The organism is Nocardia sp. NPDC049149 (genome assembly GCF_043197455.1).
GTDB lineage: Bacteria > Actinomycetota > Actinomycetes > Mycobacteriales > Mycobacteriaceae > Nocardia.
Map to the genome: position 1 here is coordinate 19346 of NZ_JBICTD010000022.1, position 26176 is coordinate 45521.

General features: G+C 67.9%; 23 protein-coding genes and 2 pseudogenes. 17 read left to right on the forward strand and 8 right to left on the reverse strand.

Features of this window, described 5'->3' with window-relative positions; all coding sequences use genetic code 11:
- Positions 1-7: 7 nt before the first annotated feature.
- The 3 genes from ACGFNJ_RS43685 to ACGFNJ_RS43695 all read right to left on the reverse strand — a co-directional run bounded on the left by ACGFNJ_RS43685 (position 8) and on the right by ACGFNJ_RS43695 (position 1731).
- Positions 8-310, reverse strand: a complete 303-nt coding sequence (locus ACGFNJ_RS43685) for an urease subunit gamma (protein ID WP_393462521.1) — start codon at positions 308-310, stop codon at positions 8-10.
- Between the two features lie 82 nt (positions 311-392).
- Entirely contained in the window at positions 393-776 is a 384-nt protein-coding gene (locus ACGFNJ_RS43690) for a PaaI family thioesterase (protein ID WP_393462562.1), read from the reverse strand.
- 244 nt (positions 777-1020) lie between these two features.
- On the reverse strand, positions 1021-1731 hold the full coding sequence (locus ACGFNJ_RS43695) for a hypothetical protein (protein ID WP_393462523.1): 711 nt from the start codon (positions 1729-1731) through the stop codon (positions 1021-1023).
- Positions 1732-1864: 133 nt separating this feature from the next.
- Between ACGFNJ_RS43695 and ACGFNJ_RS43700 the strand changes: the two genes are divergently transcribed.
- From ACGFNJ_RS43700 to ACGFNJ_RS43770, 15 genes and pseudogenes are all read left to right on the forward strand, one after another.
- Positions 1865-2911 (forward strand): FecCD family ABC transporter permease, encoded by a 1047-nt coding sequence (locus ACGFNJ_RS43700; RefSeq protein WP_393462525.1) that lies wholly within the window; start codon positions 1865-1867, stop codon positions 2909-2911.
- The gene (locus ACGFNJ_RS43705) at positions 2908-4020 is read left to right on the forward strand and encodes a FecCD family ABC transporter permease (RefSeq protein ID WP_393462527.1); all 1113 of its coding nucleotides are present in this window, start codon (positions 2908-2910) and stop codon (positions 4018-4020) included. The genes ACGFNJ_RS43700 and ACGFNJ_RS43705 overlap by 4 nt, the downstream gene beginning before the upstream one ends.
- The gene (locus ACGFNJ_RS43710) at positions 4017-4901 is read left to right on the forward strand and encodes an ABC transporter ATP-binding protein (RefSeq protein ID WP_393462529.1); all 885 of its coding nucleotides are present in this window, start codon (positions 4017-4019) and stop codon (positions 4899-4901) included. Before ACGFNJ_RS43705 ends, ACGFNJ_RS43710 begins: the two co-directional genes overlap by 4 nt.
- A 78-nt stretch (positions 4902-4979) precedes the next feature.
- The gene (locus tag ACGFNJ_RS43715) at positions 4980-5369 is read left to right on the forward strand and encodes a BlaI/MecI/CopY family transcriptional regulator (RefSeq protein ID WP_069160913.1); all 390 of its coding nucleotides are present in this window, start codon (positions 4980-4982) and stop codon (positions 5367-5369) included.
- Positions 5370-5422: 53 nt separating this feature from the next.
- Positions 5423-6361 carry a M56 family metallopeptidase gene (locus tag ACGFNJ_RS43720; protein ID WP_393462531.1) on the forward strand — a complete coding sequence of 313 codons (939 nt, stop codon included), beginning with the start codon at positions 5423-5425 and terminating at the stop codon, positions 6359-6361.
- Between the two features lie 219 nt (positions 6362-6580).
- Positions 6581-7778 (forward strand): annotated as a pseudogene (locus tag ACGFNJ_RS43725) (DEAD/DEAH box helicase); the annotation flags it as partial.
- A gap of 505 nt (positions 7779-8283) precedes the next feature.
- A complete protein-coding gene (locus ACGFNJ_RS43730) occupies positions 8284-9129 on the forward strand; it encodes a DMT family transporter (RefSeq protein WP_393462533.1) in 846 nt (281 codons plus the stop codon).
- A 434-nt stretch (positions 9130-9563) separates the two neighbouring features.
- Complete coding sequence (locus ACGFNJ_RS43735; RefSeq protein ID WP_393462535.1) at positions 9564-11003, forward strand: GuaB1 family IMP dehydrogenase-related protein; 1440 nt, start codon at positions 9564-9566, stop codon at positions 11001-11003.
- Positions 11004-11319: 316 nt separating this feature from the next.
- Positions 11320-12822 (forward strand): hemolysin family protein, encoded by a 1503-nt coding sequence (locus ACGFNJ_RS43740; RefSeq protein ID WP_393462537.1) that lies wholly within the window; start codon positions 11320-11322, stop codon positions 12820-12822.
- The gene (locus tag ACGFNJ_RS43745; protein ID WP_393462539.1) at positions 12815-13879 is read left to right on the forward strand and encodes a hemolysin family protein; all 1065 of its coding nucleotides are present in this window, start codon (positions 12815-12817) and stop codon (positions 13877-13879) included. Before ACGFNJ_RS43740 ends, ACGFNJ_RS43745 begins: the two co-directional genes overlap by 8 nt.
- 49 nt (positions 13880-13928) lie before the next feature.
- On the forward strand, positions 13929-14813 hold the full coding sequence (locus ACGFNJ_RS43750) for a 3-methyladenine DNA glycosylase (RefSeq protein ID WP_393462541.1): 885 nt from the start codon (positions 13929-13931) through the stop codon (positions 14811-14813).
- Between the two features lie 137 nt (positions 14814-14950).
- Positions 14951-16525, forward strand: coding sequence for an LVIVD repeat-containing protein (locus ACGFNJ_RS43755; protein ID WP_393462543.1), 1575 nt, complete (start codon positions 14951-14953; stop codon positions 16523-16525).
- Between the two features lie 2 nt (positions 16526-16527).
- Complete coding sequence (locus ACGFNJ_RS43760; protein ID WP_393462545.1) at positions 16528-17199, forward strand: DUF305 domain-containing protein; 672 nt, start codon at positions 16528-16530, stop codon at positions 17197-17199.
- A 95-nt stretch (positions 17200-17294) separates the two neighbouring features.
- Positions 17295-18053: an SDR family NAD(P)-dependent oxidoreductase gene (locus ACGFNJ_RS43765; RefSeq protein ID WP_393462547.1), complete on the forward strand. Its 759-nt coding sequence runs from the start codon at positions 17295-17297 to the stop codon at positions 18051-18053.
- Positions 18054-18189: 136 nt separating this feature from the next.
- Entirely contained in the window at positions 18190-18636 is a 447-nt protein-coding gene (locus tag ACGFNJ_RS43770) for a hypothetical protein (protein ID WP_393462549.1), read from the forward strand.
- A gap of 63 nt (positions 18637-18699) precedes the next feature.
- Here the strand turns inward: ACGFNJ_RS43770 and ACGFNJ_RS43775 are convergent, their stop codons facing one another.
- Entirely contained in the window at positions 18700-19203 is a 504-nt protein-coding gene (locus tag ACGFNJ_RS43775; protein WP_393462551.1) for a hypothetical protein, read from the reverse strand.
- A gap of 696 nt (positions 19204-19899) precedes the next feature.
- Between ACGFNJ_RS43775 and ACGFNJ_RS43780 the strand changes: the two genes are divergently transcribed.
- Complete coding sequence (locus tag ACGFNJ_RS43780) at positions 19900-20271, forward strand: hypothetical protein (RefSeq protein WP_393462553.1); 372 nt, start codon at positions 19900-19902, stop codon at positions 20269-20271.
- 170 nt (positions 20272-20441) lie between these two features.
- On the opposite strand, the gene ACGFNJ_RS43785 is transcribed toward ACGFNJ_RS43780, so the two are convergent.
- The 4 genes from ACGFNJ_RS43785 to ACGFNJ_RS43800 form a co-directional block, all read right to left on the reverse strand.
- Positions 20442-22097: a SulP family inorganic anion transporter gene (locus ACGFNJ_RS43785; RefSeq protein ID WP_393462555.1), complete on the reverse strand. Its 1656-nt coding sequence runs from the start codon at positions 22095-22097 to the stop codon at positions 20442-20444.
- 2 nt (positions 22098-22099) lie between these two features.
- Positions 22100-23932 (reverse strand): phosphoenolpyruvate carboxykinase (GTP), encoded by a 1833-nt coding sequence (locus ACGFNJ_RS43790; RefSeq protein WP_393462564.1) that lies wholly within the window; start codon positions 23930-23932, stop codon positions 22100-22102.
- Positions 23933-24020: 88 nt separating this feature from the next.
- The gene (locus ACGFNJ_RS43795) at positions 24021-24320 is read right to left on the reverse strand and encodes an ArsR/SmtB family transcription factor (RefSeq protein WP_393462566.1); all 300 of its coding nucleotides are present in this window, start codon (positions 24318-24320) and stop codon (positions 24021-24023) included.
- A gap of 506 nt (positions 24321-24826) precedes the next feature.
- The gene (locus tag ACGFNJ_RS43800) at positions 24827-25804 is read right to left on the reverse strand and encodes an Acg family FMN-binding oxidoreductase (RefSeq protein ID WP_393462557.1); all 978 of its coding nucleotides are present in this window, start codon (positions 25802-25804) and stop codon (positions 24827-24829) included.
- A gap of 253 nt (positions 25805-26057) precedes the next feature.
- On the opposite strand from ACGFNJ_RS43800, the pseudogene ACGFNJ_RS43805 reads away from it, so the two are divergent.
- Positions 26058-26176 (forward strand): annotated as a pseudogene (locus ACGFNJ_RS43805) (DNA-binding response regulator); the annotation flags it as partial.

Sequence of the window (26176 nt, forward strand, 5' to 3'; positions counted from 1 at the left end):
GGCCCGCCTAACCGATCGGGTGGTGGACGGTGACCAGCTTGGTCCCGTCCGGGAAGGTCGCCTCGACCTGCACGTCCTTGATCATTTCCGGCACACCGTCCATCACGTCGGCGCGCGTGAGAACCGTTCGCCCGGAAGACATCAGCTCGGCGACCGAGCGCCCGTCCCGCGCGCCCTCCAGCACGTGATCGGTGATGAGCGCCACGGCCTCGGGATGATTCAGCTTCAGCCCGCGCGCCTGCCTGCGCCTGGCCAGCTCGGCCGCATAGCTCAGCAGCAGCCGTTCCTGCTCGTGGGGCGACAGTCGCATGCGGGGTCCTCGTGGCTCGGGATGGCAAGGGTGACGGTCATTCTGGCACGCCTGTTCCGCAGGCGCGCCGCCGTGCGACCGCTCAGGCAGGCAGGTTCTGCAGCCGGACTTGGCCGCGCGCGACCACCCGGGCCTGCTCGTCGGTGATCACCACTTGCCACAGCTGTTGCAGCCTGCCGCGATGCACCGGCGTCGCCTCGCCGACGAGCAGGCCGTCGCGGACCGCACGCAGGAAATCGGTGTTGTTGTTCACGCCGACGACCGTGCCCTTGCCGCCGTACCAGACCCCGCCCGCGACGCTGGCGAGCGTCTCGATGACGGTGCAGTAGACGCCGCCGTTCTGGATGCCGGCTGGCTGGTACAGGTGTGGCTTGACGGTCCATTCGCCACGCACCCGGTCGGGGCTGATTTCGGTGTAGCGCAACCCGATCAGGTCGGTGAACGTGCCTTCGCTGGCCTCGGTCATCTGGTCCGGCGTGATGCTCGCCAGCCAGTCACGCGCCCTCTCCTGTTGCTCTGTCATACGGTCCACTTTTGCACAGCGATCGCCGCCGATTTGCGCTGGCTCGCCGCAGGCCGGGTACCGACCCCGGACAGAGCGATGGGCTCCACCGAAGTGGAGCCCATCGCGGCAATGGATCGGGGGTCACCGCAGCCCTCGGGACTCTCGCTCGATCCGCCCGCCGAGAATGAGTATAGGTCAGGCTTACCTAAGTTAGCAAGCTGGTCGTTCGGCGCACCGGAAGTCCGCGCCGCTCCAACGCCGCCAGCAGCCCTTGACCGCGGCGAGTGCCCGCCACCGCGTCGGTGCGCGCCAGCTCCGGCACGTAAGTCGAAGCGCCCGCGATGGATTCGCCGACCAGTTGCCAGAACCGGCGGGCGGGCAGACCCGCGTAGCGCGCCATGCTCGACTGGATGAGCACCAGCGCGGGCTCGCAGCGGTGCGCGAGCCAGACATACATCGCGCCGTCGCACGGCAGGCTCACCACGCCGGAATCGCCGGAAAGCACGTCGCCGTCGACGACCCGAATGGTGGTGTCGCCCAGGCCCGCCCAGTCGGTGCCGCCGTCGTTGTCGGTGTGGATCCACAGGTTCTCCAGGCCGGGATCCCAGGCCCGCCCCTCGGCGATCAGCAGCGCGACCACCCGCCCGACCACCGCGTGAATCAGCGCGGTGGCCACCACTTCCGCCGCGACGTCGGCGCGGATCATCTCGGCCGCATGCCTGCGATACATCAACTCGATCCGGCCTTCGCGCACCCCGTCGGCCAATCGCCACCATCGACGCTTGCCCTGCTCAGCCATCGCCGCCACGGCATAGACCCGCGGATGCTCGGGCTGCAGCGCACGCAGCCGATCGCAGGTGCGGTCGAACGCCAATTGAGCATGGCGTGGCGGACTGGTGGTCATGAGCTCGGGCATGAAACCTCCTCGAGGGGTTGGCCGTGACGCATGCGCACCGGGAGTTGGCCGGGACAGGTGCGCACCGAAGATAGGTTAGGCTTACCAGACCAACCAGTACCGTGCTACCACGAATCAGGAGCAGTTCGTCACCGTGACCATCCTTGGCACCGTGCGGCGCCGTCGCCTGTCCGGGCTGCTCGCGTTGACCGCACTCCTCCTGTTCGCCGCGCTCGCCAGCGTCGCGATCGGGACCAGGTCGCTCTCGCCGGGCGTCGTCTACGACGCTGTCTACCACGGACTCACCTGTCAGGGTGGACCGTTCAGCTGCGCTACAGAGTCCACCGCCGAGGACATCGTCCGCGGGCTCCGGCTGCCCCGCACGGCGCTGGCACTGACCACCGGACTCGCGCTCGGCATCGCAGGCGCGCTGATCCAGGGCTACACCCGCAATCCGCTCGCCGACGCAGGCCTGCTCGGGCTGAATGCGGGCGCGGCCTTCCTCGCCGCGCTGAGCATGTACCTGTTCGCGTTCACCACACCCGCGCAATACATCTGGTTCGCCTTCGCAGGCGCGCTGGTCGCCGGGCTCGCGGTCTTCGGGGCGTCGTCGGTCGGTGCCGGCAAGGCGAGCCCGCTGAGCCTGGTGCTGGCAGGCGCGGCAGTCACCGCATTTTTGCAGGCGATGACGAATGCCGTTGTGCTGCTTGATCCGGCGGCACTCGACGCCTACCGGTTCTGGGTCGTCGGCAGCGTCGGCGGCCGCGACGCGGCGGTGCTGTGGCAGGTGCTGCCCTTCCTGGCGATCGGTCTGCTGCTCGCCGTGATCGCGTCGCCAGGACTGAACCTGCTGAGCCTCGGCGACGACGTGGCCCGCGGGCTCGGCGTGAACATCGGCCGCAGCCGAGCGCTCGGACTGGCCGCCATCGTGCTGCTGTCCGGCGCGGCGACCGCCGCGGTCGGGCCGATCGCGTTCATCGGCTTGGTGGTGCCGCACCTCGCCCGGATGATCACCGGGCCCGACTTTCGCTGGCTCGTCCCGTATTCCGGCCTGATCGGCGGACTGCTGCTGCTGATCGCCGATATCGTCGGACGGGTGATCGCCCGCCCCGGCGAGCTCGAGGTCGGCGTCATGCTCGCCGCGCTCGGCGCACCGTTCTTCATCGCGTTCGTGCGCCGCCGGAAGCTGGTGAGCCTGTGACGCTTTCGCTGAAACCACGGTCGACCAAGGGCGTGCTGCCGACCAAGGGCGCCCGTCCCGCACTGCGGATCGGGCCGATCTCGCTGGTGCTGCGCCCGGTGATGGTGCTCGTCGTCGCCGCACTCGGCGCCGCCGCGCTGCTGTTGTTCTGTCTCGACATCGCCACCGGCGAATCGCACATCCCGCTCGGCCGGGTGCTCGACGTGCTGAGCGGCGGCGGCACCAGGGCGCAACGGTTCATCGTGCTCGACTCCCGGCTGCCGCGCGCGCTCACCGCGCTGGTGGTCGGCGCGGCGCTCGGACTGTCCGGGGCGATCACCCAGTCCATCCTGCACAACCCGCTCGCGTCACCGGACATGCTCGGCATTACCGCCGGTGCAGGCCTCGGCGCGATTTCGGTCGTCGTCCTCGGCGGCAGCACCGGTCTGGCCGCAACGCTCGGCGCGCCGCTCGCCGCACTCGCCGGCGGGCTGCTCACCGCCGCGGCGATCTATCTGCTGGCCTGGGGCCGCAGCCCGACCGGCGATCGTGGCGTCACCGGATTGCGGTTGGTGCTCATCGGCGTCGGCTTGAACGCATTGCTGCTCGCGGGCATCAACTGGGTGATCACCCGCGCCGATCTGCAAGACGCGCAGCGAGCGCACCTGTGGCTCAACGGATCTCTCAACAGCGTCAACCGCGACACCCTCGCCCCGGCCGCGGTCGCGCTCGCGGTGGTCGCGCTCGTCGCGCTCGGCTCAGCGCGGACGCTGGCCGCGCTGCGGCTCGGCACCGACACCACCCGCTCGCTCGGCGTGCGGATCCAATCCCAGCAGGCGCTGCTGATCGGAGCGTCGGTGATCGGCGCCTCGGTGGCCACCGCGATCGTCGGCCCGGTGGGCTTCGTCGCGCTGGCCGCGCCGCAGATCGCGCGCCGCGTGCTGCGCACCCCCGGCGAACCCCTCATCGGTTCCGCGCTCGTCGGTGCCATCCTGGTGGTCGGGGCGGACGTGGCCTCCCGCAGCATCCTCCCCGCCGACCTGCCGGTCGGCATCGTGACCGCCGCGTTCGGCGGGCCGTTCCTGCTGTACCTGCTCGTGCGAATGAATCGGAAGGCAACGCTGTCATGACCACCGAAGCCGCGACCAGCGCGGCGGACGCGAAGCCGGTTCCGCACTCCCATCGGCTCGGCGCCGACACCGTCACGCTCGGCTACGGCGACCGGGTGATCGTCGACGGGCTGACCCTCGACATCGCCCCCGGCGTGATCACCACGGTGATCGGCCCCAACGGCTGCGGCAAGTCGACGCTGCTTCGCTCGCTCGGCCGGTTGCTTCGCCCGCAGGCGGGCCGAGTCCTGTTGGACGGCAAGGCCATTTCGACGATGAAGACCAAGGACGTGGCCAGGGTGATCGGCATGCTGCCGCAGTCGCCGGTCGCGCCGGAAGGTCTCACCGTCGCCGATCTCGTTGCGCGCGGCCGACATCCGCACCAGTCGTGGTTCCGGCAGTGGTCGGCGGCGGACGAGGCCGAGGTGTTCGCCGCGCTCGAACAGACCGGCATCGCCGATCTCGCCGACCGCGCGCTCGACGAACTCTCCGGCGGCCAGCGCCAACGCGCCTGGATCTCCATGGCTTTGGCGCAGGGCACCGACATCCTGCTGCTCGACGAGCCGACCACCTACCTCGACCTCGCCCACGCGGTGGACGTGCTCGACCTGGTCGACCGGCTGCACGCGGATCTCGGGCGCACCGTCGTCATGGTGCTGCACGATCTGAATCTGGCGATCCGCTACAGCGATGAGCTCCTCGTCATGCGCGAGGGCCGGATCGTCGCGCACGGCCGTCCCTCCGACATCGTCACCGTCGATCTGCTGCGCGAAGTCTTCGATCTGGACGCCTCCGTTTTACCGGACCCGGTCTCCGGGCGACCGATGGTGGTGCCGATCGGAACCAGGCATGTGCGCGGCCGTGTCGGAGGTCCCGTCATGCCGGAAAACAGCACGGTATGACAAATGACACACCAGCTATTCCATAGTTACGACGACCTGTAGTACGCATGCATGTCGTTGATTCCGTAAAATTGTGGGATGGCAGGACTTGGTGAACTCGAGAAAGCGGTCATGGACCAGTTGTGGTCGACCGATGAACCGCAGACGGTCCGGCAGGTGCACGAGGCATTGGCCGCGCGCCGGGAGCTCGCGTACACCACGGTGATGACGGTGCTGCAACGCCTCGCGAAGAAGAACCTGGTGGTCCAGCAGCGTGACGACCGCGCACACCGGTACGCGCCGGTGCACACCCGCGACGAGCTGGTGGCGAGTCTGATGGTGGACGCACTGCAACAGGCCGACGCCGCGGGCAGCCGCGCCGCCGCCCTCGTGCACTTCGTGGAACAGGTCGGCAAGGATGAGGCTGACGCCCTCCGGGAGGCACTCGCTAAGCTCGAAGCATCCGAGGACACGCCGCCGCCACAATAGTTGTCGCAGTAGACTCCTCGGGGACCACGCCCCCAACGCAGTGAGCTGAGTCGATGAACGCAACCGCGCCGGTATTCGCCGGACTCGCATTGCTTCTCGCGGGGCCTGCCCCGGCCCTGCTCAGCCGGGCGACCTGGACATACCGGACGCCCCGCGCCGCGCTCGTGCTGTGGCAGGCCATCGCGCTCGCCGCCGTGCTCAGCGCGTTCGGCTCCGGACTGGCCATCGCCGCGGAGCTGCTCGTGCCTGGCCCGGACGGCAGGCCGACCACCGCACCGATGCGCGAGATCGACGCGCTCGGATTGCCGCTGTGGCTGGCCTATGTCTTTGTGTTCATGCTCACCCTGCTCGTCGGCGCGCGGTTGATCTACGCCATCGTGCGCGTCGGTGTGCACACCAGGCGCAGGCGAGCCAGGCATCGGATGCTCGTCGACCTGCTCGATCAGAGCGGACCCCGGCGCCGGGCCTCCGATATCCGGGTGCTCGCCGCGACCGAGCCGATCGCCTACTGCCTGCCCGGCCTGCGCCAGCGGGTGGTGATCAGCGAGGGCACGCTGACCAACCTGGAGGACGCGGAGATCACCGCGATCGTCAGCCACGAACGCTCGCACCTGCGGGCACGGCACGACCTGGTGCTCGAGGCGTTTACCGCGGTGCACGAGGCGTTTCCGCGGGTAGTGCGCAGCAAGGCCGCACTCGGTTCGGTGAAGCTGCTCATCGAGTTGCTCGCCGACGATTCCGCGGTCAAAGTCACCGGGCCCAAGCCACTGGCCCGCGCGCTCGTCGCCTGTGCCAAGTCCACCGCGCCGCAGGGCGCGCTCGCAGCAGGCGGACCGACCACGCTGATTCGCATCCAGCGACTCTCCGGCCGTATTGGCGACGTCCGCGTCGCCAGCGCCGCCTACCTCGGCTCAGCCGCGATTCTGGTGGTGCCGACGATGGCCGTCGCGGTGCCGTGGCTCGTCGAACTGGGTCGGCTGTTCCGCGGCTGACACTCGTAGGACGTATCCTGGACACTTGGCCCGCCCGTTGGCGGCCACATCGCCCTCTTCGCGCTGCGCATGATGTCTCTTGCCGCAGCGCGCGGTGAACCGCCCTCGGTCACCGCCCCGACCCCACCGAACAGCGCGTTCACGAAGACGAGCGCGCCGTCTTACGAAAGGCACACACCCCTCGTGACCCCCTCGACAACCGTCGCCGCGGCGCCCACCGTGTCATTTACGGACCTGGGCCTGCCCGCCGTGCTCGTGCAAGCACTGCGGCGCGACGGCATCGAGGCACCGTTCCCCATCCAGGCCGCGACGGTGCCGGACGCCCTGGCGGGCAAGGATGTGCTCGGCCGCGGCCCGACCGGTTCCGGCAAGACCCTCGCCTTCGGGCTGCCCATGCTGGCCAGGCTCGCCGGCGGGTCGAGCAAGCCGGGCAGGCCGCGCGGGCTGGTGCTGGTGCCGACCAGGGAACTGGCCGCACAGATCGAACGCGCCATGGACGCACCGGCACTCGCGCTCGGCCTCCGGGTCGCCTCCGTCGTCGGCGGTGCGCCGATCAAGCGGCAGGCCGACCGGCTCGCGCGCGGCGTCGACTTACTCATCGCCACCCCCGGCCGGCTCTTCGACCTCATCTCGCAGGGCTCGGCGTCGCTGGCCGACGTGCGGATCACCGCGCTGGACGAGGCCGACCACATGGCCGACATGGGGTTCCTGCCGCAGGTCACCAAGCTGCTCGATCAGACCCCGAAAGACGGTCAGCGCCTGCTGTTCTCGGCCACCCTCGACGGCGAGGTCGACAAGCTCGTCAAGCGCTACCTGCGCTCCCCCGTCACGCACTCGACCGCGCCGCCCTCGGCGTCGGTGGCGACGATGACCCACCACCTGCTCTATGTGCGCGACAAGATCGCCAAGCGCACCGTCGCCGCTGAGATCGCCGCGCGCGACGGGCTCACCATCATGTTCGTGCGGACCAAGCACGGCGCGGACCGGCTGGCCAAGCAGCTGCGCGGGTCCGGCATTCCGGCGGGCGCGCTGCACGGCGGCAAGGCGCAGAACAACCGGACCCGCACGCTCGCGGCGTTCGCGGACGGCTCGGTTCCGGTGCTGGTCACCACCGATGTGGCGGCGCGCGGCATCCACGTCGACGGCATTTCCCTTGTGGTGCACGTCGATCCGCCCGCCGAGTCGAAGGCATACCTGCATCGGGCCGGGCGCACCGCGCGGGCGGGCGAGGACGGCGTTGTCGTCACGCTGGTCATGGACGAAGAACGGCGCGACGTCGAGACGATGACGCGTAAGGCGGGTGTCAAGGTCGCCGGTATCGAGGTCAGGCCGGGTGACCGCAAGCTGATCGAGATCACCGGTGCGCGCCAGCCCTCCGGGGTTCCGGTCGCCGCGCCCGCACCGCCGAAGCAGGCTGCGGCCGAAGGTGGTTCGAGCACCGGCACCGGTCGCAGGCGTTCCGGTTCGGCGAGTCGTCGCGCGGCCGCTGGTGAGACCGCGGGGCGTGGGGCCGGTGCTCCGGCGCGCGCCGGCCGGGCTGCCGGAGGCCGAAATGGCGGTCCTGCCAAGGGATTCGCCTCGCGTGAAGACAACGCTGGGTCGAGCCGCACCGGCGGATCGACCGGTCGTGGCGCGGCCAAGGTCGGCGCAGGATCCGCGGGCGGCGCCACTCGTGGCGCGAAGGTCGGCGCCGGCCAGGCGGGCGGCGCACGCGGTGCGTCCAGGTCCGCGACAGGCACCGGGAACGCCGCGGGATTCGGCGGCCGGGCCGCCACCTCGAGCCGTTCCGCAGGATCGGGGACCGGCTTCAGCGGTCGCTCCGGCGGCGGCGCGAACGGCGACACTCCCGGAAACGGACGGCGACGCGCCGTACGCCCGGAGCGCGCGCCGAGCCACCGCAACCGCGGGGCTAACTGACGATCGTGGCCGAGCACCCCGTAGGCGCCGTCGTCTGCGCGGTGCTGGCTGCGCTGTTCTTCGCGCTCGCGGCGGTCGCCCAGCAGCGCGCGGCCGCCGCGGTGCCCGAAGGGGTTTCGCTCGTCCGTGCGCTGCTGAGCAACCCGCGCTGGTGGGCCGGTGTGGTCGGCGATATCGGCGGCTACGGCCTGCAGGTCGCCGCGCTGGCCCTCGGCGCGGTGTTGCTGGTTCAGCCGATCCTGGTGAGCGCGTTGGTGTTCGCACTGCCGCTGGCCGCGCGGCTCAACGGTAGGCGGGTAACCGGACGGACCTGGGCGGGCGCGCTCGCCCTCACCGTGGCGCTCGCCGTGTTCCTGCTGGTCGGCGATCCTTCGGCAGGCAATACCGATGCGCCGCTCCATGATTGGCTGGTCCCGCTGATCGTACTGATCGGGCTCGTCGCCGCCGCAACCACGGCAGGCATCGGAGCCACCGATCCCAGCAGGCGCGCACTGCTGCTCGGCGCGGCCAGCGGCTCGCTGTACGGCTTGGCCGCGGCCCTCACCTCCTACGTCACCGATCTGTTCGAACACGGCATCGGCCACGTGCTCGGCAGCTGGCAGACCTGGGCGCTGGTCGCCGCCGGAATCACCGGTGTCTACTTGCAGCAGCGTGCATTTCAGGCCGGACCTCTCACCGCGTCGCTACCCGCCGTCACGATCGCAGAACCGCTCGCGGCCGCGTTCATCGGCCTCACCGTCCTCGATGAGCGCTTGCGCACCAACGCTTTCGGCCTGGCGATCACTGCGGTCGCCGTGATCATCATGTGCGCCACCGCAATTCAACTCTCTCGCGCCCAGGCGACCAGCTGACGGGTTGTAACGGAGCCCGCCGTCGGTCCGATTCCTGAGTCATAGGCTCGGCCTGGAGAGTGACATGGGCACGAACACCACACCGGCGACGAACCGGCTTCGACTGATCCGGCCCTTAGCCGGGGCCGGGGCCGCCCTCAGCCTCGTGGTAGGAGGCTTACTCGCCTTCTCCTACCAAGAGGAACCTCACGGCAAAGAATGGGCTGTCAGCTATCCCGTCGTCATACACGACCTGCGCCCCGCACCGACCAACCCGTCGTTGTTCCCCCCGTGGCTGCGCTCGCCTCCCCCGGCAATCAGCCCACCACCTGCCCTTTTCCTACCGCCGACCCCCTCGGACTGCTGCCGCGGACCCGCCGCCCGCTGCACCGTCGGCCTCCACCTGATGCTGGGCGATTGCACGACCATGACCGCTCTTGGTTATCATCGGTTAAGTGCAGTTTCTCCCTGGCCATCAGCCGCCGTATGACCTGACCTACGACGACATCTTCCTCGTCCCCAATCGGACGGATGTCGCCTCACGGTTCGACGTCGACCTTTCCACCGTCGACGGGTCCGGCACCACCATCCCGATCGTCGTCGCCAACATGACCGCGGTCGCTGGACGCCGGATGGCCGAGACCGTCGCCCGCCGCGGCGGCATCGTGGTGCTGCCACAGGATCTGCCGATCAGCGCGGCCGCCGACACCATCGCCTTCGTCAAGAGCCGCTCGCTCACCGCGGACACCCCGGTCACCCTCGACCCGGAACGCTCGGTGTCCGAGGCCGTCGCCCTGATGCACAAGCGCGCCCACGGCGCGGTCGTCGTGGTGGACACGACCGGCCGCCCGGTCGGTGTCGTCACCGAGGCCTCGTGCACCGACGTCGACCGGTTCGCCAGACTGCGTGACGTGGCGATCACCGATTTCGTCCAGGCGCCCGCGAGCACCTCGCCCCGTGACATCTTCGAACTGCTCGAGGCCAAGCACGCCAAGCTCGCGGTCCTGACCGCCGAGGACGGCACCCTGGCAGGCGTGATGACTCGCACCGGCTCGGTCCGCGCAGGCATCTACCAGCCCGCCGTCGACCAGCAGAACCAGCTGCGCGTCGCCGCCGCGGTCGGCATCAACGGCGATGTGGTCGCCAAGGCCAAGGCGCTGGTCGACGCGGGCGCCGACGTGCTCGTCATGGACACCGCGCACGGCCACCAGGCCAAGATGCTCGAATCCCTCAGCGCCGTCCGTGATCTCGGCCTCGGCGTGCCGCTGGTCGCCGGAAACGTGGTGTCCGCGCAGGGCACCCGCGACCTGGCCGCCGCGGGCGCCGACATCATCAAGGTCGGCGTCGGCCCCGGCGCCATGTGCACCACCCGCATGATGACCGGCGTCGGTCGCCCGCAGTTCTCCGCGGTCGCCGAATGTGCCACCGCCGCAAAGGAACTCGGCGTGCACATCTGGGCGGACGGCGGTGTCCGGCACCCGCGCGACGTCGCACTCGCGCTGGCTGCTGGCGCGTCCAACGTGATGATCGGCTCCTGGTTCGCAGGCACTTACGAATCGCCCGGCGATCTGCGCGTCGACCGCGACGGCAACGCCTACAAGGAGAGCTTCGGCATGGCGTCCAAGCGTGCGGTCGCCGCGCGCACCGCCACCGACAGCGGCTTCGACCGGGCCCGCAAGGCGCTGTTCGAGGAGGGCATCTCCAGCTCGCGCATGCGGCTGGACCCTGAGCGCCCCGGCGTCGAGGACCTCATCGACCACATCTGCTCCGGCGTGCGCAGCGCGTGCACCTACGCGGGCGCGCGTAGCCTGACCGAGCTGCACGAGCAGGCCGTGCTCGGCGTGCAGTCCGCGGCCGGTTTCGCCGAAGGACGCCCGCTGCCCAGCGGCTGGTGAGCACCGGCTCGACACGCCCGTGACATGACATGGGACCGGCCAACGCGATCGTCTGCGTTGGCCGGTAACATTGTTGTTGCCGGTCTCCGGCACCACGGCCGCCACTTTGCGAAAGGATCCAGTTGTCACCCGCGTCCGAGGGCGCAGCACAGGAGGGCTCCTCTACCGAGCCGGGTGACAAACCCGGCGTCCTCCTACTCCGAGCCCCAATTCCCTCCGGCCAGTTCCCAGCCCAGGGTGGGTATCCGCCCCGCAGGCTGCGGCCACGCTGTGTGCCCGCACTCCCGCTGTCGACCTTCTCGGGGTGGCGCTGACGATGTCCGTCGCACTCACGGCACTCAGCCTGCTGGGGTTCATCGCCCTCACGGCAGGCACCGCCCTCTTCGTCGCCGCCGAATTCTCGCTGACCGCGCTGGAACGCAGCACCGTCGAATCGCATGCGCGCAACGGTGACGTCCGCGCACGGATGGTGCGCCAAGCCCATCGCACGCTCTCCTTCCAGCTCTCCGGCGCCCAGCTCGGCATCACCATCACCACGCTGATCACCGGTTACATCGCCGAGCCGGTGCTTGCTCGGCTGCTGGATCCGCTGTTCACCGGCATCGGCCTGAGCGAGGGTGCGGCACAGGGCATCTCGCTGGCACTGGCGCTCGTGCTGGCCACCTCGCTGTCCATGATCTACGGCGAGCTGGTGCCCAAGAACATCGCGATCTCCAAGCCGCTTGCCACCGCGCGCATCACCGCGACGCCGATGGTCGGCTTCTCGGTGGTGTTCAAATGGCTGATCCATTTCCTGAACAACACGGCCAACTGGGTGGTCCGCAGGCTCGGTGTCGAACCGGCCGAGGAGCTGCGCTCGGCGCGTTCGCCGCAGGAACTCGGGTCGCTGGTGCGCACCTCGGCTCTGCGCGGCGCCCTCGACCAGCGCACCGCCCTGGTGATCGATCGGTCGCTGCAGTTCGGCGAGCGCAGCGCCGAGGAACTGATGACGCCGCGGGTGAAAATCGAATCGCTGGACAAGCTCGACACCATCGCCGATCTCATCGACGCCGCTCGGCGCACCGGGTTCTCCCGCTTCCCGGTGATCGACGGCGACCTCGACAACACCCTCGGCGTGGTGCACATCAAGCAGGCGTTCACCCATCCGGCGACCGTGCGCCGCACCATTCCGCTGCAGATGCTGGCTCGCCCGGTGCCGATCGTGCCTGCCAGCCTCGACGGTGACGAGGTGCTCGAGCGCATCCGCGCCGACGGCATGCAGGTCGCACTCGTCGTCGACGAATACGGCGGCACGGCGGGCATCGTCACGATGGAGGACATCATCGAGGAGATCCTCGGCGATGTCCGCGATGAGCACGACGAGGAAGAACTCGACGTGCGCCGGGTGCCCGACGGCTGGGATTGTTCCGGGCTGCTGCGCATCGACGAGGTGTCCAGGGCGACCGGTTACGACGCACCCGAAGGGGAGTACGAGACGCTGGGCGGGCTGGTGCTCACCCGGCTCGGCCGCATCCCGGACGCCGGCGACGAGGTGCTGTTGCCGAATCCCCGCTCCCAGCAATGGTCGTCGACCGACTCGCCCGAGGACGGCGGCTGGATCGCCAGGGTCGAACGGATGGACGGGCGCCGGATCGACCGGGTTCGCCTGATCCCAGTGGCCGCGGACGATCTCGCGCTGCGCAAGCACCACCCCGACCAGCAGCCCGACGATCCGGCATCGCCGGACCGGGAGGCGCTGCCCGCACAGCTGGCGCGCCCCAAGGACGAGGCATTGACCGGACCCGGCGCGCTGCCCGCACAGGAGCACAGTCATGGGTGATCTGTTCGCAGTGCTGCTCACCGTGGTGCTGCTCGCGGGCAACGCCTTCTTCGTCGCCGCCGAGTTCGCGTTGATCTCGGCCCGACGCGACCGGCTCGAGGCGCTGGCCGCGCAGGGAAAGCGCAACGCCAACACCGTGATTCGGGCCGGGGAGAACCTGTCGATCATGCTGGCGGCGGCGCAGCTCGGCATCACCATCTGCTCGATCCTGCTCGGTCGCGTCGGCGAGCCCGCCGTCGCGCACCTGCTGGAAGGCCCGTTCGATTTCCTCGGCCTGCCCGAACAACTGCTGCATCCGGTCGCGTTCGCCGTCGCGCTGGCCATCGTGGTGATCCTGCACATCCTGTTCGGCGAGATGATCCCGAAGAACATCGCGCTGGCCGGACCGGAACGCAGTGCGCTGCTGCTGGTTCCGGTGCACCTGATGTGGTTGCGGTTGGCGCGTCCGCTCATCGCGATCTACAACCTGGCGGCGAACCTGTCGCTGCGGTTGATCCGGGTCGAGCCGAAGGACGAGCTGGACGCCACCGTCTCCTCGGTGGAACTCGCCGAGATGATCGGTGAGTCACGTTCGGAGGGGCTGCTCGACGAGGAAGAGCATCGCAGGCTCACCCAAGCACTCGGCACCAGCGAACGGGTCGTTGCCGATGTGCTGGTGCCGTTGGAAACCACCCGGACAGTTCCGTTGCGCGGCAACGGAACCACGCTCGGCGATATCGAAACCGCCGTCGCCGAAACCGGATTCTCCCGCTATCCGGTCCGGGCCACCGACGGTTCGCTGGTCGGGTACCTGCACGTGAAGGACGTGCTGGACAAGGTGGCCGACGAGGCCGCCGGTCCGGCAACGCCCATCCCGCGCACCGATATTCGGCCGTTGCCGACGGTGAGCATGCACACCACCCTCTACGAGGCGCTAGCCAGGCTGCGCCGCACCAACAGTCACCTGGGCCGGGTGGTCGACACCCGAGGCAACACCACGGGCATCGTTGCGCTCGAGGATCTGGTGGAAGAGTTCGTCGGCACCGTCCGCGACGGGACGCACCGGATTATCGAATGAGCGTGTGGGAGTGCGGTTCCCGCATGACGGAGCCGAGCGAGGCGCAGTCATGAGCGATGTGCTGGTACTCGCCGAGGAGCAGTGGCGGGAGCGGGCCGCGGCGCACGTGGTCCGGCTCGACGCGCTCGTGGGCCCGTATCTGCACCGGCGGGCTGCGGGTTCGGCGCATCCGGTGATCGACTTCCTGTTCACCTACTACGGGCACAAGCCCGCCCAGTTGCGACGCTGGCACCCGGGTTTCGGCGTCGCGCTGGCCGGTGCCGCCGAATACGACGGCGCGCGTGGCTATCACCGGCGGGCGGAAGGATGCACGGCCGATCCCGCCTATCTGGCGCGGCGGCGCGACACCATCGAGTTCGTCGCGAACCTGCTGCGCGCCACCGCGACCCGGCCCGCACACCTGTCCTGCTTCGGGCTGCACGAGTGGGCCATGGTGTACCGCACCGACGAGGTCAGGCACCGACAGGTGCCCCTGCGTTTAGGACACTCGGGCACCGACGCCGTCGTCGAGTCGATGTCGTTGCGCTGCACCCACTTCGATGCCTACCGCTTCTTCACCCCCGACGCCGTCGGCCGCAACGCCGAGCCGCTCACCCGCGCCGATCAGGTTCAGCGGGAACAGCCGGGCTGCCTGCACGCCAACATGGACCTCTACAAGTGGGGCTTCAAACTGGTCCCCCTCGTCTCGTCCGAGCTGATCCTGGACTGCTTCGAGCTGGCGTGCGCCGCCCGCGAACTCGATATGCGCGCAAGCCCCTACGACCTGTCCGACTACGGATACGAGCCGGTGCGGATCGAAACCGCCTCCGGTCGCGCGGAGTACGTGCGGGCCCAGGCCGCCCTTGCCGAACGGTCGGCCGTGCTGCGGCGCGTCCTGCTCGGTGTCTGCGACGACCTCCTTGCCGCCGACGTCGCACCGTCGACCACCGGCTAAAGCAACGCCACCGTCGTATTTGCCGAAACCACCCACACAAGTTAATGGTTGTTACTACTATTCAGTCAGTTCTTTGCTGTCCCAGTCAGCAAAAGGATGACGGATCATTAACTTGATGAAGGTTGGGGAACCCGAGGATGCGCTCACTGTCGAGCTTGCGCCGCGCCAAACCATTGGCCCTGGTCACTGTCGGTCTCGTCGCCGCGCTGCTGCTACCGAGCAGCGCGTCCGCCGACCTACAGTCCGATATCCAGCAGTCCGTGCGCGAGTTCCTCGACGTGGGCCGAACCGCCGTCCCCCGGGCGGATTGCGGGCCCGGATCGGCGCCGGAGAACGGCATGCAAGGCGATGTCACCGCAGCCGACCGGGACAGTGGACGCAGCACCCAGGGCTACCGCTGCAACATGTCGTTCGTCGGCGGCTTCGCCGGGCGCGGCGCAGGCATCACCTCGACCAGCTTCGAGCATTGCGCCTATATGGGCTCGTTCTTCCCCGGTGATCTGATCAGCGAGGGACGCGGCGTGCAGGTGCTCGACGTGTCCGACCCGGCGAACCCGCGACCCACCGCGACATTAACCGAACCGGCGATGCTCGCGGGCACGTGGGAAAGCTTGAAGGTCAACGCCGCCCGCAAACTGCTGGTCGGGACCGGCGTCCCGGTCGGCACCGGCGTCGGGTACCTGTCGGTCTACGACATCTCCGACTGCGCGCATCCGCGCCTGCTCAATCCTGGGCCAGGCACGAACATGCTGATGCCGTTGCCGATCACGACACACGAGGGCGGGTTCTCCCCCGACGGCAACACCTACTGGGCCTCGGGCATCGCGCCCGGATTCGTCAGTGCGGTAGACCTTTCCGATCCGGCCAACCCGCACGTGGTCTGGCAGGGGCTGACCGGTATCGAAGCGCACGGATTCGGGATCAGCGCCGACGGCAACCGGATGTACATCTCGGCGCTCGGCGGATTCACCGTGCTCGACATCAGCGCGGTGCAGCGGCGCGACCCGAATCCACAGGTGCACCACATCGGGCGAGTGTTCTGGACCGACGGGTGGGCGACCCAGCACAGCATCCCGGTCAGCTACGACGGCAAGCCGTACCTCTACACCGTCGACGAAGGCGGTTCCGGCGGTGTGAAACTCATCGATATCGCCGACGACCGCACGCCGAAGGTGGCCGCGAAGATCAAGCTCGAGATCAACCTGCCGCAAAACCTCGACAGCAATATCGGTTCGTCCATGGGCGGCTCGGCGTTCGCCTACGAATCGCACTACTGTGCCGCCGATCGCCGGGACAACCCGACCGCACTTGCCTGCGGCTGGATCTCCTCCGGCATCAGGGTTTTCGATGTGCGCGACCCCTTCCACATTCGCGAGATCGCCTACTACAACCCGCCGGCACGGACCGGGCAGAACCTGAGCCTCTGGAACTCGCCGCACGCGCTCGCCTCGATCATCGGTGTGCCGCTGATGAGCGCACCGCCCGCGGCGCGAGCCGTGCTGGAAGGACAGTTCAATCCGATGGATGCGCTCACCCCGCGCACCGGCAGGCTCGCCTTCGGTGACGTCTCCACGGACTGGTGCTTGTCCCCGCCGGAATGGCGCGGCTCGCAACTGTACGTCTCGTGCTCCGACAACGGGTTCATGGTGTTGCAGCTCGACAACGAGGTGTATACGCCGCCCGCGGACCAAGAATCGATCATCGGGTCGTAGCGATGGCGCAGCTTTCCGTGTTGCCGCGCTGGCTCCGCGGCGCCGCGTTTGCGTCGCTCGCCTTCGCGCTGCTGGTGTTGGGGGCCGCACTGCGTCCGCTGGCGTTTCCGGAAACGCACACGGCCACACCGGTTCTCAGCGCGGTGGAGATCGGGTTCGTGCAGGACATGACAGCGCACCACCAACAAGCCCTGATCATGGTGCAGCGCCTCGACCCCGGCGTCGATCCCGCCGTGCTCCAGCTCACCCGCCAGCTCGACGCGACCCAGCGCCTCGAGATCGGCACCATGCTCGGCTGGTTGCGGCTGGCAGGCGCGGCGCCGATGTCGAGCCGGCCGATGGCCTGGATGCATGCTGATGCGGTTGCCGCACACCAGCATTCAGCCGCTCAGGTCGCACCATCGGATCCCGCGGGCGCACCCATGGCGGGGATGGCGACAACGGCCGAACTCGACGCACTGGCCGCCGCACGTGGGCGCGACGCTGAAATCCTGTTCCTGCAGTTGATGTTTCGCCACCATCGAGGGGGCATCGCGATGGCGCAGACCGCCGATCAGTTGCTGTCCGCCGGGCCGGTCAAGGAAGCGGCGCGATCGATGATCCACGGACAAGGGCAGGAGGCCGGGCTCATGGGCGTGCTGCTCGCCCAGCGCGGCGCCGCACCCCTGCCCTGACCCGCTGCGGCCGTCTGGAATGCCGGGCCGGGACCGCGCGTTGGCCACCGGATGAGGGTCGAGCCGAGATCGACCAACGGCAGAGAGGCACGGCATTGTCCGACAAGACATTCGCGGAGCAACACGTTGTCGTCACCGGTGGCGGAACCGGGATCGGCAGGGCCGCCGCGTTGGCCTTCGCGCAGCAGGGTGCGGCCAGCGTGACGATCACCGGCCGTCGCAGTGCACCGCTAGAGGAGGTCGCCGCGCTGCACCCGGCGGTGGTTCCGGTGGTTGCCGACGTCACGACCGAGGCGGGCGCCGACGCGATCGCCGCGGCCGTGCAGCAGCGCGGGGGTGTCCTCGATGTGCTCGTGCACAACGCGGGTGTGTTCAGCCTCACCCCGCTCGACGATCTCGATCCGGTGCAAGTCCGCCAGCTCCTCGACATCAACGTCGTCGGACCGGTCCTGTTGACCGGCAAGCTGTTGCCGCTGCTGCGCTCGCCCGGCGGCGCCATCGTGGTCGTCTCCAGCATCTCCGCCCGCCTCGCCGCGCCCGCCCAGTCGGTCTACTCGGCCAGCAAAGCAGCCGTCGACAGCCTGATCCGCTCGTGGTCAGTAGAACTGGGCTCCAAGGGAATTCGCGTCAACGGCGTCTCCCCCGGCAACGTCCGAACCGACATCCTCGAGATCGGCGGCCTCTCCCCGCAGACCATCAACGAATGGAGCACCGGCTACGCCGACCGAGTCCCCACCGGTCGCGTCGGCGAGGTCGCCGACGTGGTCCCTTGGATCACCCGGCTCGCCGAACCGGCCAGCTCCTGGATCACCGGCGAAAATATCGTCGTCGACGGCGGCCGGCTCGCCGCGTAATCCCGTGACGATGCGGGGTCCGTACCGGGCCCCGCATCGTCCGCTGCTCACCACCGCGACCTCCTGCCGACACCCCATTACGGTCGCCCCCGGCTTCGTCCTGACACCGGTAGTCTTCAGTCCGAAAGATGTCCCCGTGGTCACCGACCCCGCCGTCGCCGCCGCCCACCCCGGCATGGCGGCGCTTTCGGCAATCGCGCACCGCCATAGCCCCCAACGCGATGCGATACTCAATGCGCTGGCCAAGACCGCACCGCCTACGGAGACCACCCAGAAATACGTCGACCTGATCCTGGCCACGCTGCCTCGCATGGCAGCCGATCACTTCATGGAGATGCTGATGATGACCAAAGACGCGCCGTACTTCAGCGATCAGTTCCGCAAGCCGTACTTCGAAGGCAAAGCGGAAGGCGAGATCGAAGGTAAGGCCAAGTCCCTGCTTGGCCTCATCGCCACGAAGCGCCTCGAGGTGACCCCCGAGGCGCAGACAAAGATCACGAGTTGCACCGACCCCGCGCAACTCGATCAATGGATGCAACGCCTACTCACCGCCACGACCATCGAGGAGATCTTCGCTCCGTAGACCGGAAGACGTTCGATCCCCGGAGCGCCCGCGTGTGCGCTGGGGCTCGAATCAGGTTGCAGCTCAGGATTCTTCGGTGAAGCGGTACCAGTGGGGTTGGAAGCGTTCGTAGGTGGTGGGTGGGGTGGTGGCGGAAGGTGGGGCGGCGTCGGGGAAGTAGGCGAAGCCGGTGGTGTGGGAGTCTTCGGCTTGGGTGTAGAAGTGACAGCCGCCGTCGCGGCGGGTGACGAAGGTGATGGTGTAGACGCCGAGGCGGGTGCGCTGGCCGGGGTTGGCGCAGTCGGTGGCTTGGTTTTCGAGGATGCCCCGGGAGAGTTGCCAGCCGGTTTCTTCGGGGACGTCGAACCAGACGAGGGCGCCGAAGGCGATGAGGAGCACGGGGGTGGTGAGGCCGTAGAAGATGGCACGATAGCGGAAGAGACCGAACAGTCCGAAAAGGAACGCTATCGTGCCTAAGACGCCGATAGCCAGCCAGAGGACGACCTTGGTCGGAAAGGTGCCTTCGGCCGCTAGTTGCCAGAACAGCGCTAGCCCGCAGAGCAGGAGCAGCGCGGTCAGCAAACTCATCCAGAGTACGAACCAACCAGGGGTGCGGCGCGCAGAACCGGCGGTTTTCACTCGATCAAGATACGGGTGCGCGGGCCGACGCGGCGGCGAAATCCCAAGCCCCGCGGGTATCGAGACCCGCCACCGCGCGAAAAAGGTGACAACCCCGGCGAATACACGAATGCCCCGGCCGAAAGGGCCGGGGCATTCGCACGACTAGCGGCTCACCGCGACATCACAGCGGCGGAAACCCGGACGAACCGGTTGCCATCCAATTCCAGAACATCGCCGCGCGATTAGCGAGCAACGCGACAATGTCGAGGACCGTGCTTCCCATAAATCTTCCTCACATCCGACAATCTTCAGTGCAGCGCCCAGCGTATCCGATCGTCACACGGCCTCCCCGCGCGCGAACAACGACCACGGCGGCCCCGACCCGACCGGACAGATGTCGTTGTCGTTGACCTCATTGCCCACCGCCTGGCAGGCCGTTCCTCGAGCACACTCCGACGGGACGCATCAAGGCCGCAGTGCCCCCCGGGGGCACGGCACCTCAGACCCGATACCACCTGCCCAGCAGCCAGCATCTGCTTGATTGCAGAACATGTAAATTGCATACCTAGTGGAATTCTTCATCAATCAACCGACACCAGGCCAGGTTCCTAGGTAGCGTCTCGGCGCGCGAGAGTCTTCACGACGCGCGAGAGAGGAAACCCCATGGCGGACATGGACGTGGCAATGAAGGACATGATGTTGCTGGACGGCGCGCTCGGCGCTGCGATCGTCGACTACGGCAGTGGTATGCCGCTCGGCGTGCTGGGCGGCTCGAAGAACCTCGACATCGAGATCGCGGCAGCGGGCAACACCGAACTGGTGCGCGCCAAGATGCGCACGATCGAGCAGCTCGGGCTCAACGAAGAGATCGAGGACGTCCTAGTCACCCTAGGCGGCCAATACCACCTGATTCGCCCGACGCACGGCAGAAGGACCAGGGGGTTGTTCCTCTATCTGGCGTTGGACCGCAGCCGAGGCAACCTAGCCCTCGCCCGACACCGCCTGAAGGAGATCGAGGAAGACCTCGAAGTCTGAACCGCGGCAATCCTATTCGAAGTCCATGCCGACAGCTGCCAGGACGGCAGCCGAGATGGTGATGGACGCTCGGTCGAGCCCGACAGCCGCTGGCTGATCGCCAGCGGCTGCCCGGCCTCAGGGCTGGCGGTGGCGAATCCGCTGCACCGGAATCGGTTTCGTCCACACCGTTATTCCCGCGAACTTGCGACGCTACTCGGCAAGCATCCCCTGGCATGAACGATGGCCTCGCGGGTATGGGTGAAGACCCGCTCGTCGCCGCCCATCGGCAGTGCACCGATCGCGGCCAGACGACGCCGGTGGTCCGCGCGAAGGCCGGACATCAACACCGTGATGTGCCTGCGTTCGAGCTTTCCGATGACGTCCGCAAGCACCAGCGCACCGGTGGTGTCCAGCGCGGTGATGCGGGACATCCGCAGAATCACCACGTGCACGTCCGCTATCTCGGCGAGTTCCAGCAGGAACCTGTGCGCCGCTGCGAAGAACAACGGCCCTTCGATTCGGTAGGCAACGATGTGGTCGTGCAGAAGTTCGTGCTCTTCTGTCAGATGTTCGGTGTCATCGACCGGTATGTCGAGCGGAACCTGCTGCAGCCGAGCTTCTTTCGCCACTGATCGCAGCGCAAGCAGTACCGCGACCCCGATCCCGACCGCGACCGCTGTAACCAGATCCATCACGACGGTTACCCCGAAGGTGACCATCATGATGGCTGCGTCGCCCTTCGATGCCCGCGCGATCGCTGCCAGTGAGGCCGTCTCGACCATCCGCACCGTAGTGGCCAGCAATACCCCCGCCAGTGCGGCCAGCGGAACATCGGCGACCAGCGGCGCGGCCAGGTAGACGATGGCCGCCAGGACAAGTGCATGGGTGAGCGCCGCGAGCCGGGTACGAGCCCCCGACCGTACATTGACCGCCGTGCGGGCGATCGCGCCGGTGGCGGGCACGCCACCGAACAGGGGGGCGGCAATGTTGGCCAAGCCCTGGCCGAGTAGTTCCCGATCAGGATTGTGCCGGGTGCCGACGGCCATTGCGTCGGCTGCCGTTGCCGACAGCAGCGATTCCAGGGCGGCGAGAGCGGCCACTGCCAACGCAGGCACGATCAACGAGCCCAGCTGATCGAGATGCAGGAATCCCACTGTGGGAATCGGCAAGCCGGAGGGGATGGCGCCGACCGGGACGAGATCGAAATGCAGGAGCCGCGCAGTCACGGTCGCCGCGACCACAGCGATCAGCGCGAATGGCAACCTCGGCAGTAGTCGGCCGCCGACCAGGACGATCGCAGCAACCAGCAACGCCGTGAGCAGCGGTGCCGGGTTGGTCGACGACAAGTACTGACGCACAGCATCGACGGCCGACTGCCACACCTTCTCCCCCTCAGCATGCGTGATGCCGAGTGCGGCCGGGAACTGCTGCAGCGCAATAACAACCGCGATACCCGCGGTGAACCCCTCGATCACCGGCGCGGGCACGTAGCGCACCGCTCGCCCGACCCCGACCACGGCAAGCGCCACCAGGATCAGGCCCGCCAGCAGCCCCACCGCCAGCACCGCGCTTGCGCCGTGCCGGTGGACGATCGGGACCAGCACCACGGTCATCGCCCCCGTTGGCCCCGTGACTTGGAAGCGGGAGCCGCCGAATACCGCGGCGACGGCACCCGCGACGACAGCAGTGGCCAGCCCGCCCGTCGCGCCGAGCCCGGAGGAGATGCCGAAACCCAACGCAAGCGGCAGCGCCACCAAGGCGACGATCAACCCCGACAACAGGTCCGCGCCAGGGGCACGGACCCCTGGCCGCCAGTCCGTCCAACTCGGCAGCAGCGCACGCACGCTCAGTTGGCCACCGCGAGACGGGCTTTCAGCGCGGCGAGCTGTTCGCGCAGCGCGGTAGGCAAGCGGTTGCCGCCGATCGTGGCGTACCACTCGTCGATCGCGGTGGTCTCGGCCATCCATTCGGGGATGTCCACGGCCAACGCGTCGGTGATCAGCTCACGATATCCGTCGGACAAACCCGAGCAGTCCAAGTCGTCGATACTCGGCACGTACCCGATCGGTGTCTCGACCGCGTTGGCGGTGCCGTCCAAGCGTTCCAGCGCCCACTTCAGTACGCGCACGTTGTCCCCGAAACCGGGCCACAGGAACTTGCCGTCCGCGCTGCGGCGAAACCAGTTGACCTGGAAGATCTTCGGGAGTTTTGCCGGATCCGCGGCGGCACCGAGCGTCAACCAGTGCGCGAAATAGTCACCGACGTGGTACCCGAGGAACGGCAGCATCGCCATCGGGTCACGGCGCACCACGCCGACTCGCCCGACTGCGGCGGCGGTGGTCTCCGACGACAGAACCGACGCGGTGAACACGCCATGTGCCCAGCCGAAAGACTCGGCGACCAAAGGGATGGTGGTGGCGCGGCGGCCACCGAAGAAGATCGCCGAGATCGGCACCCCGGTGGGATCATTCCATTCCGGGGCGACCGACGGACACTGTTCGATCGGCGTGCAATACCGCGAGTTCGGGTGCGCAGCAGGCGTTTCCGACGTCGGCGTCCAATCCTTGCCATGCCAGTCGATCAGATGTTCCGGCTTCTCCTCCGTCAGCCCCTCCCACCACACGTCACCGTCGTCGGTCAGTGCGGTGTTGGTGAAGATCGAATTGCCGATGTCGATCGTGGCGATCGCATTGGGATTGGTCTTGGCACCGGTACCTGGCGCGACGCCGAAGAACCCGGCCTCCGGGTTCACCGCGTACAACCGGCCATCCGCACCGAACCGCATCCAGGCGATGTCGTCACCGATCGTCTCGGCTTTCCAGCCGGGCAGCGCGGGTTCGAGCATGGCCAGATTGGTCTTGCCGCACGAGGAGGGGAACGCCGCCGCGATGTAGTGCGTCTTGCCTTGCGGGGAGGTCAATTTCAGGATCAGCATGTGCTCGGCCAGCCACCCTTCGTCGCGACCGAGGACCGACGCGATCCGCAGTGCGAAGCACTTCTTGCCGAGCAGTGCGTTGCCGCCGTAGCCGGAGCCGTAGCTCCAGATGGCCCGGGCCTCCGGGAAGTGCGCGATGTATTTGGTTTTGTCACATGGCCATGCGACGTCGGTCTGCCCCTCGGCCAGCGGGGCGCCCACCGAGTGCAGACATTTCACGAATTCGGCGCCGACGCCGAGCCTGTCCCACACCGGGGCGCCGGAACGAGTCATGATCTGCATCGACACCGCGACGTACTCCGAATCGGTAATCTGCACTCCGTATTTCGGTTCGCTGGCAGCCAACGGCCCCATGCAGTAAGCGATCACGAACATGGTGCGGCCGACCATTGATCCGCGGTAGTGCTCGGCCATCACCGTGCGCATATCGAGCGGATCTACCCAGTTGTTCGTCGGACCGGCATCGTCGCGATCCTCGGAGCAGATAAAGGTACGGTCCTCCACCCGCGCCACATCGTCGGCATCCGACACGCACCAGAACGAGTTCGGCTTGCCTGCCAACCGCACGAAGGCACCCTTGCGCACCAACTCGGTCGTCAACCGGTCCCACTCCGCCCGGGATCCGTCGCAGAACACTATCCGATCCGGTGCCGTCAGCTCGGCCACCTCGGCCACCCAGGACAGGACCCCTTCGTGATCCGTTGGCACCGAGGCCGGTTCGATGGCGATGGATTGGTCCGTCACGTCTGCTCTCCTTCTTAAACTACTAGGTACATACTTTAGAAAACCTGCAACTAATGGCCAGGCGAACACCCCGAACAATGCGCGGAACTCAGGCAGGCTCCTCCAGTGCCTCGACCTGCCCCGCCACGACACCGGTGAGAATAGCCCGGGCCGTGGCCAGCAACTGGGCCACCTCCGGGGAGGTGAGCTCGTACGTCACCGACAGGCCCTCACGACGTGCGCGCACCAGACCCGCCCTGCGCAGGATCGCAAGCTGCTGCGACAAGTTCGCCGACTCCACCCCGATCTCGCCGAGCATCTCCGACACCGCACGCTCGCGCTCACTCAACAGCTCCAGGACGCGGATCCGCACCGGATGGCCCAGCGTCTTGAAGAAGTCAGCCTTCATCTGGTACAGCGGCCTACTCAGTCCCGGCACGTGCCACACCTTCCCTCACGACAGGATCGGTACCGCGACCGATCCTCTAGTTGCGTAGTTTAGCAAGCAGCACAAACAGACCGACCCGGCGTCCCACCCCGATTGCGACAGCCCCGAGTCCGATCTACCGGCTTCCGGAGCGAGCAGGGTCGAATCCGCCCCGTAACGGCGATACAGTAGCCGCCCGCGACCGGTCTCCGCATCAGCGAAAAAGCCAGGCGGCCAGCAGCCGAGGCGGGGCATGAGCAGCAATGTGGCATGGTCGCGCGTGACCCGAGAGGAGACACCGAGAAGCAATACACGGGAGGTCGGTGTGAAAGACGTTCTCCACGTGACAATTACGGTGGTCGTCGGCATCGTGGTGGCAGTAATGCTGCTCTGACTGTGCATACCACCGCACCTCAGCACACCCGGATCTCGGCGAGCGAATCCACCGGTGGGCGCGCCGCTTCAGCACACGCCCGATCGGGATCCGTTCAGCGCCGCACCATTTCGCAGTGATCGAGCACCTCGGCGACCGTGCGGCGCGGCGTGACCGGCAGCGCGACCCCGTCGGCAGGGCCCCAACCGATTCTGACGACGGCCTGCGGATACGCTCGGTTCTCCAGCACGCCGACGCGGATACGCCGGCGCAGCTCAGGCGCTTCCAGTGGCTCGGTCAGCACACCGGTCGCCAAGCCGACGTTGGTGGCGGTCAAAAGAACTGCGCTGAGGGCCTCACCGGCAGACAGGTGCGCCAGCCGGTCATCCGTCGAGGTGCCGAGCACCAGCAATTCCGCGAAGTCGAGCCCGCTGTTCCCCGTCGAGAAGTAGCCGGTCTCGAGTTCGGCCAACGACTGCGCGCGCGGCGGGATGCGTTGGGCAGCAATGCCGTTCGACGGCGTCGGCCTGCCGCTCCAATCGGCGAGTTCCAGCCGATGCTCTGGAGTACGGGAGTCCCCCGACGCCGACTCTTGCAGCACATCGACCAGGCGCTCGCGGGTGGTGTCTACGGCCTGCCGTACGCTTGCGCCCAGCGTTGCGACACGTTCGTTCAACAACCCGACGTAGCCGGGCGGAATCGGCGCCGGATCGAAGCTTCTTCGATCGGTCTGCCTGCGGGAAATCGCATTGCTCAACGCCCGTTCGAGCATGGTCGGCCGATGCCGCACCAATCCGATCCATGCCAGGTGCTGCGGATTGGCAGGGTCCGGCAATCTCCGCACCACTGCCGACCACCCCGCGGCCGCCAACGCGATCCGCAGGTGATGGAGCGCGGCACCACAACTCATGACGGCGTCGCGCAGATCGGCGCCCGTCGACGACTGCGCTTGCTGCGGGTCGAGGAATAGGTGTAAGCCACGATCGCCGATCCGAAAGCGCCACGGTTGCGCGTTGTGGACCGACGGTGCCCGTACCGCGAGCGCCAACGCCGCCCACAAGGTCTCATCATCGGGCCACCCGCGGTTCAACATCGTCCACCATCCCCTTCTTTCGTCGTCGGCTTCCACGCTGCCAGCTATCCGACATTCGGATAAGAGCAGGACGTCCCGAAGTCGAGGGACTTCGGCGAAGCGGTCCGGAAGTCCCTCGGCATCCGCGCCGGGCAGCCGGTCACCGCCCCGGCGACGTCAAGGGACTTCGGTCACCAATCGAGGGCCCAACTCCGTGACGCGGGCGAGAAAATCTTCGTAGGCTGAATCAACTGCGCAGGGAGGTGCATTCCGTATGGTCACCGTGTTCTTGGTGGATGACCATCACATCGTGCGGCGCGGGGTGGCCGATCTGATCGATGCCGAATCCGACCTCGAGGTGATCGGCGAGGCGGGCAATGTGTCTCAGGCGAT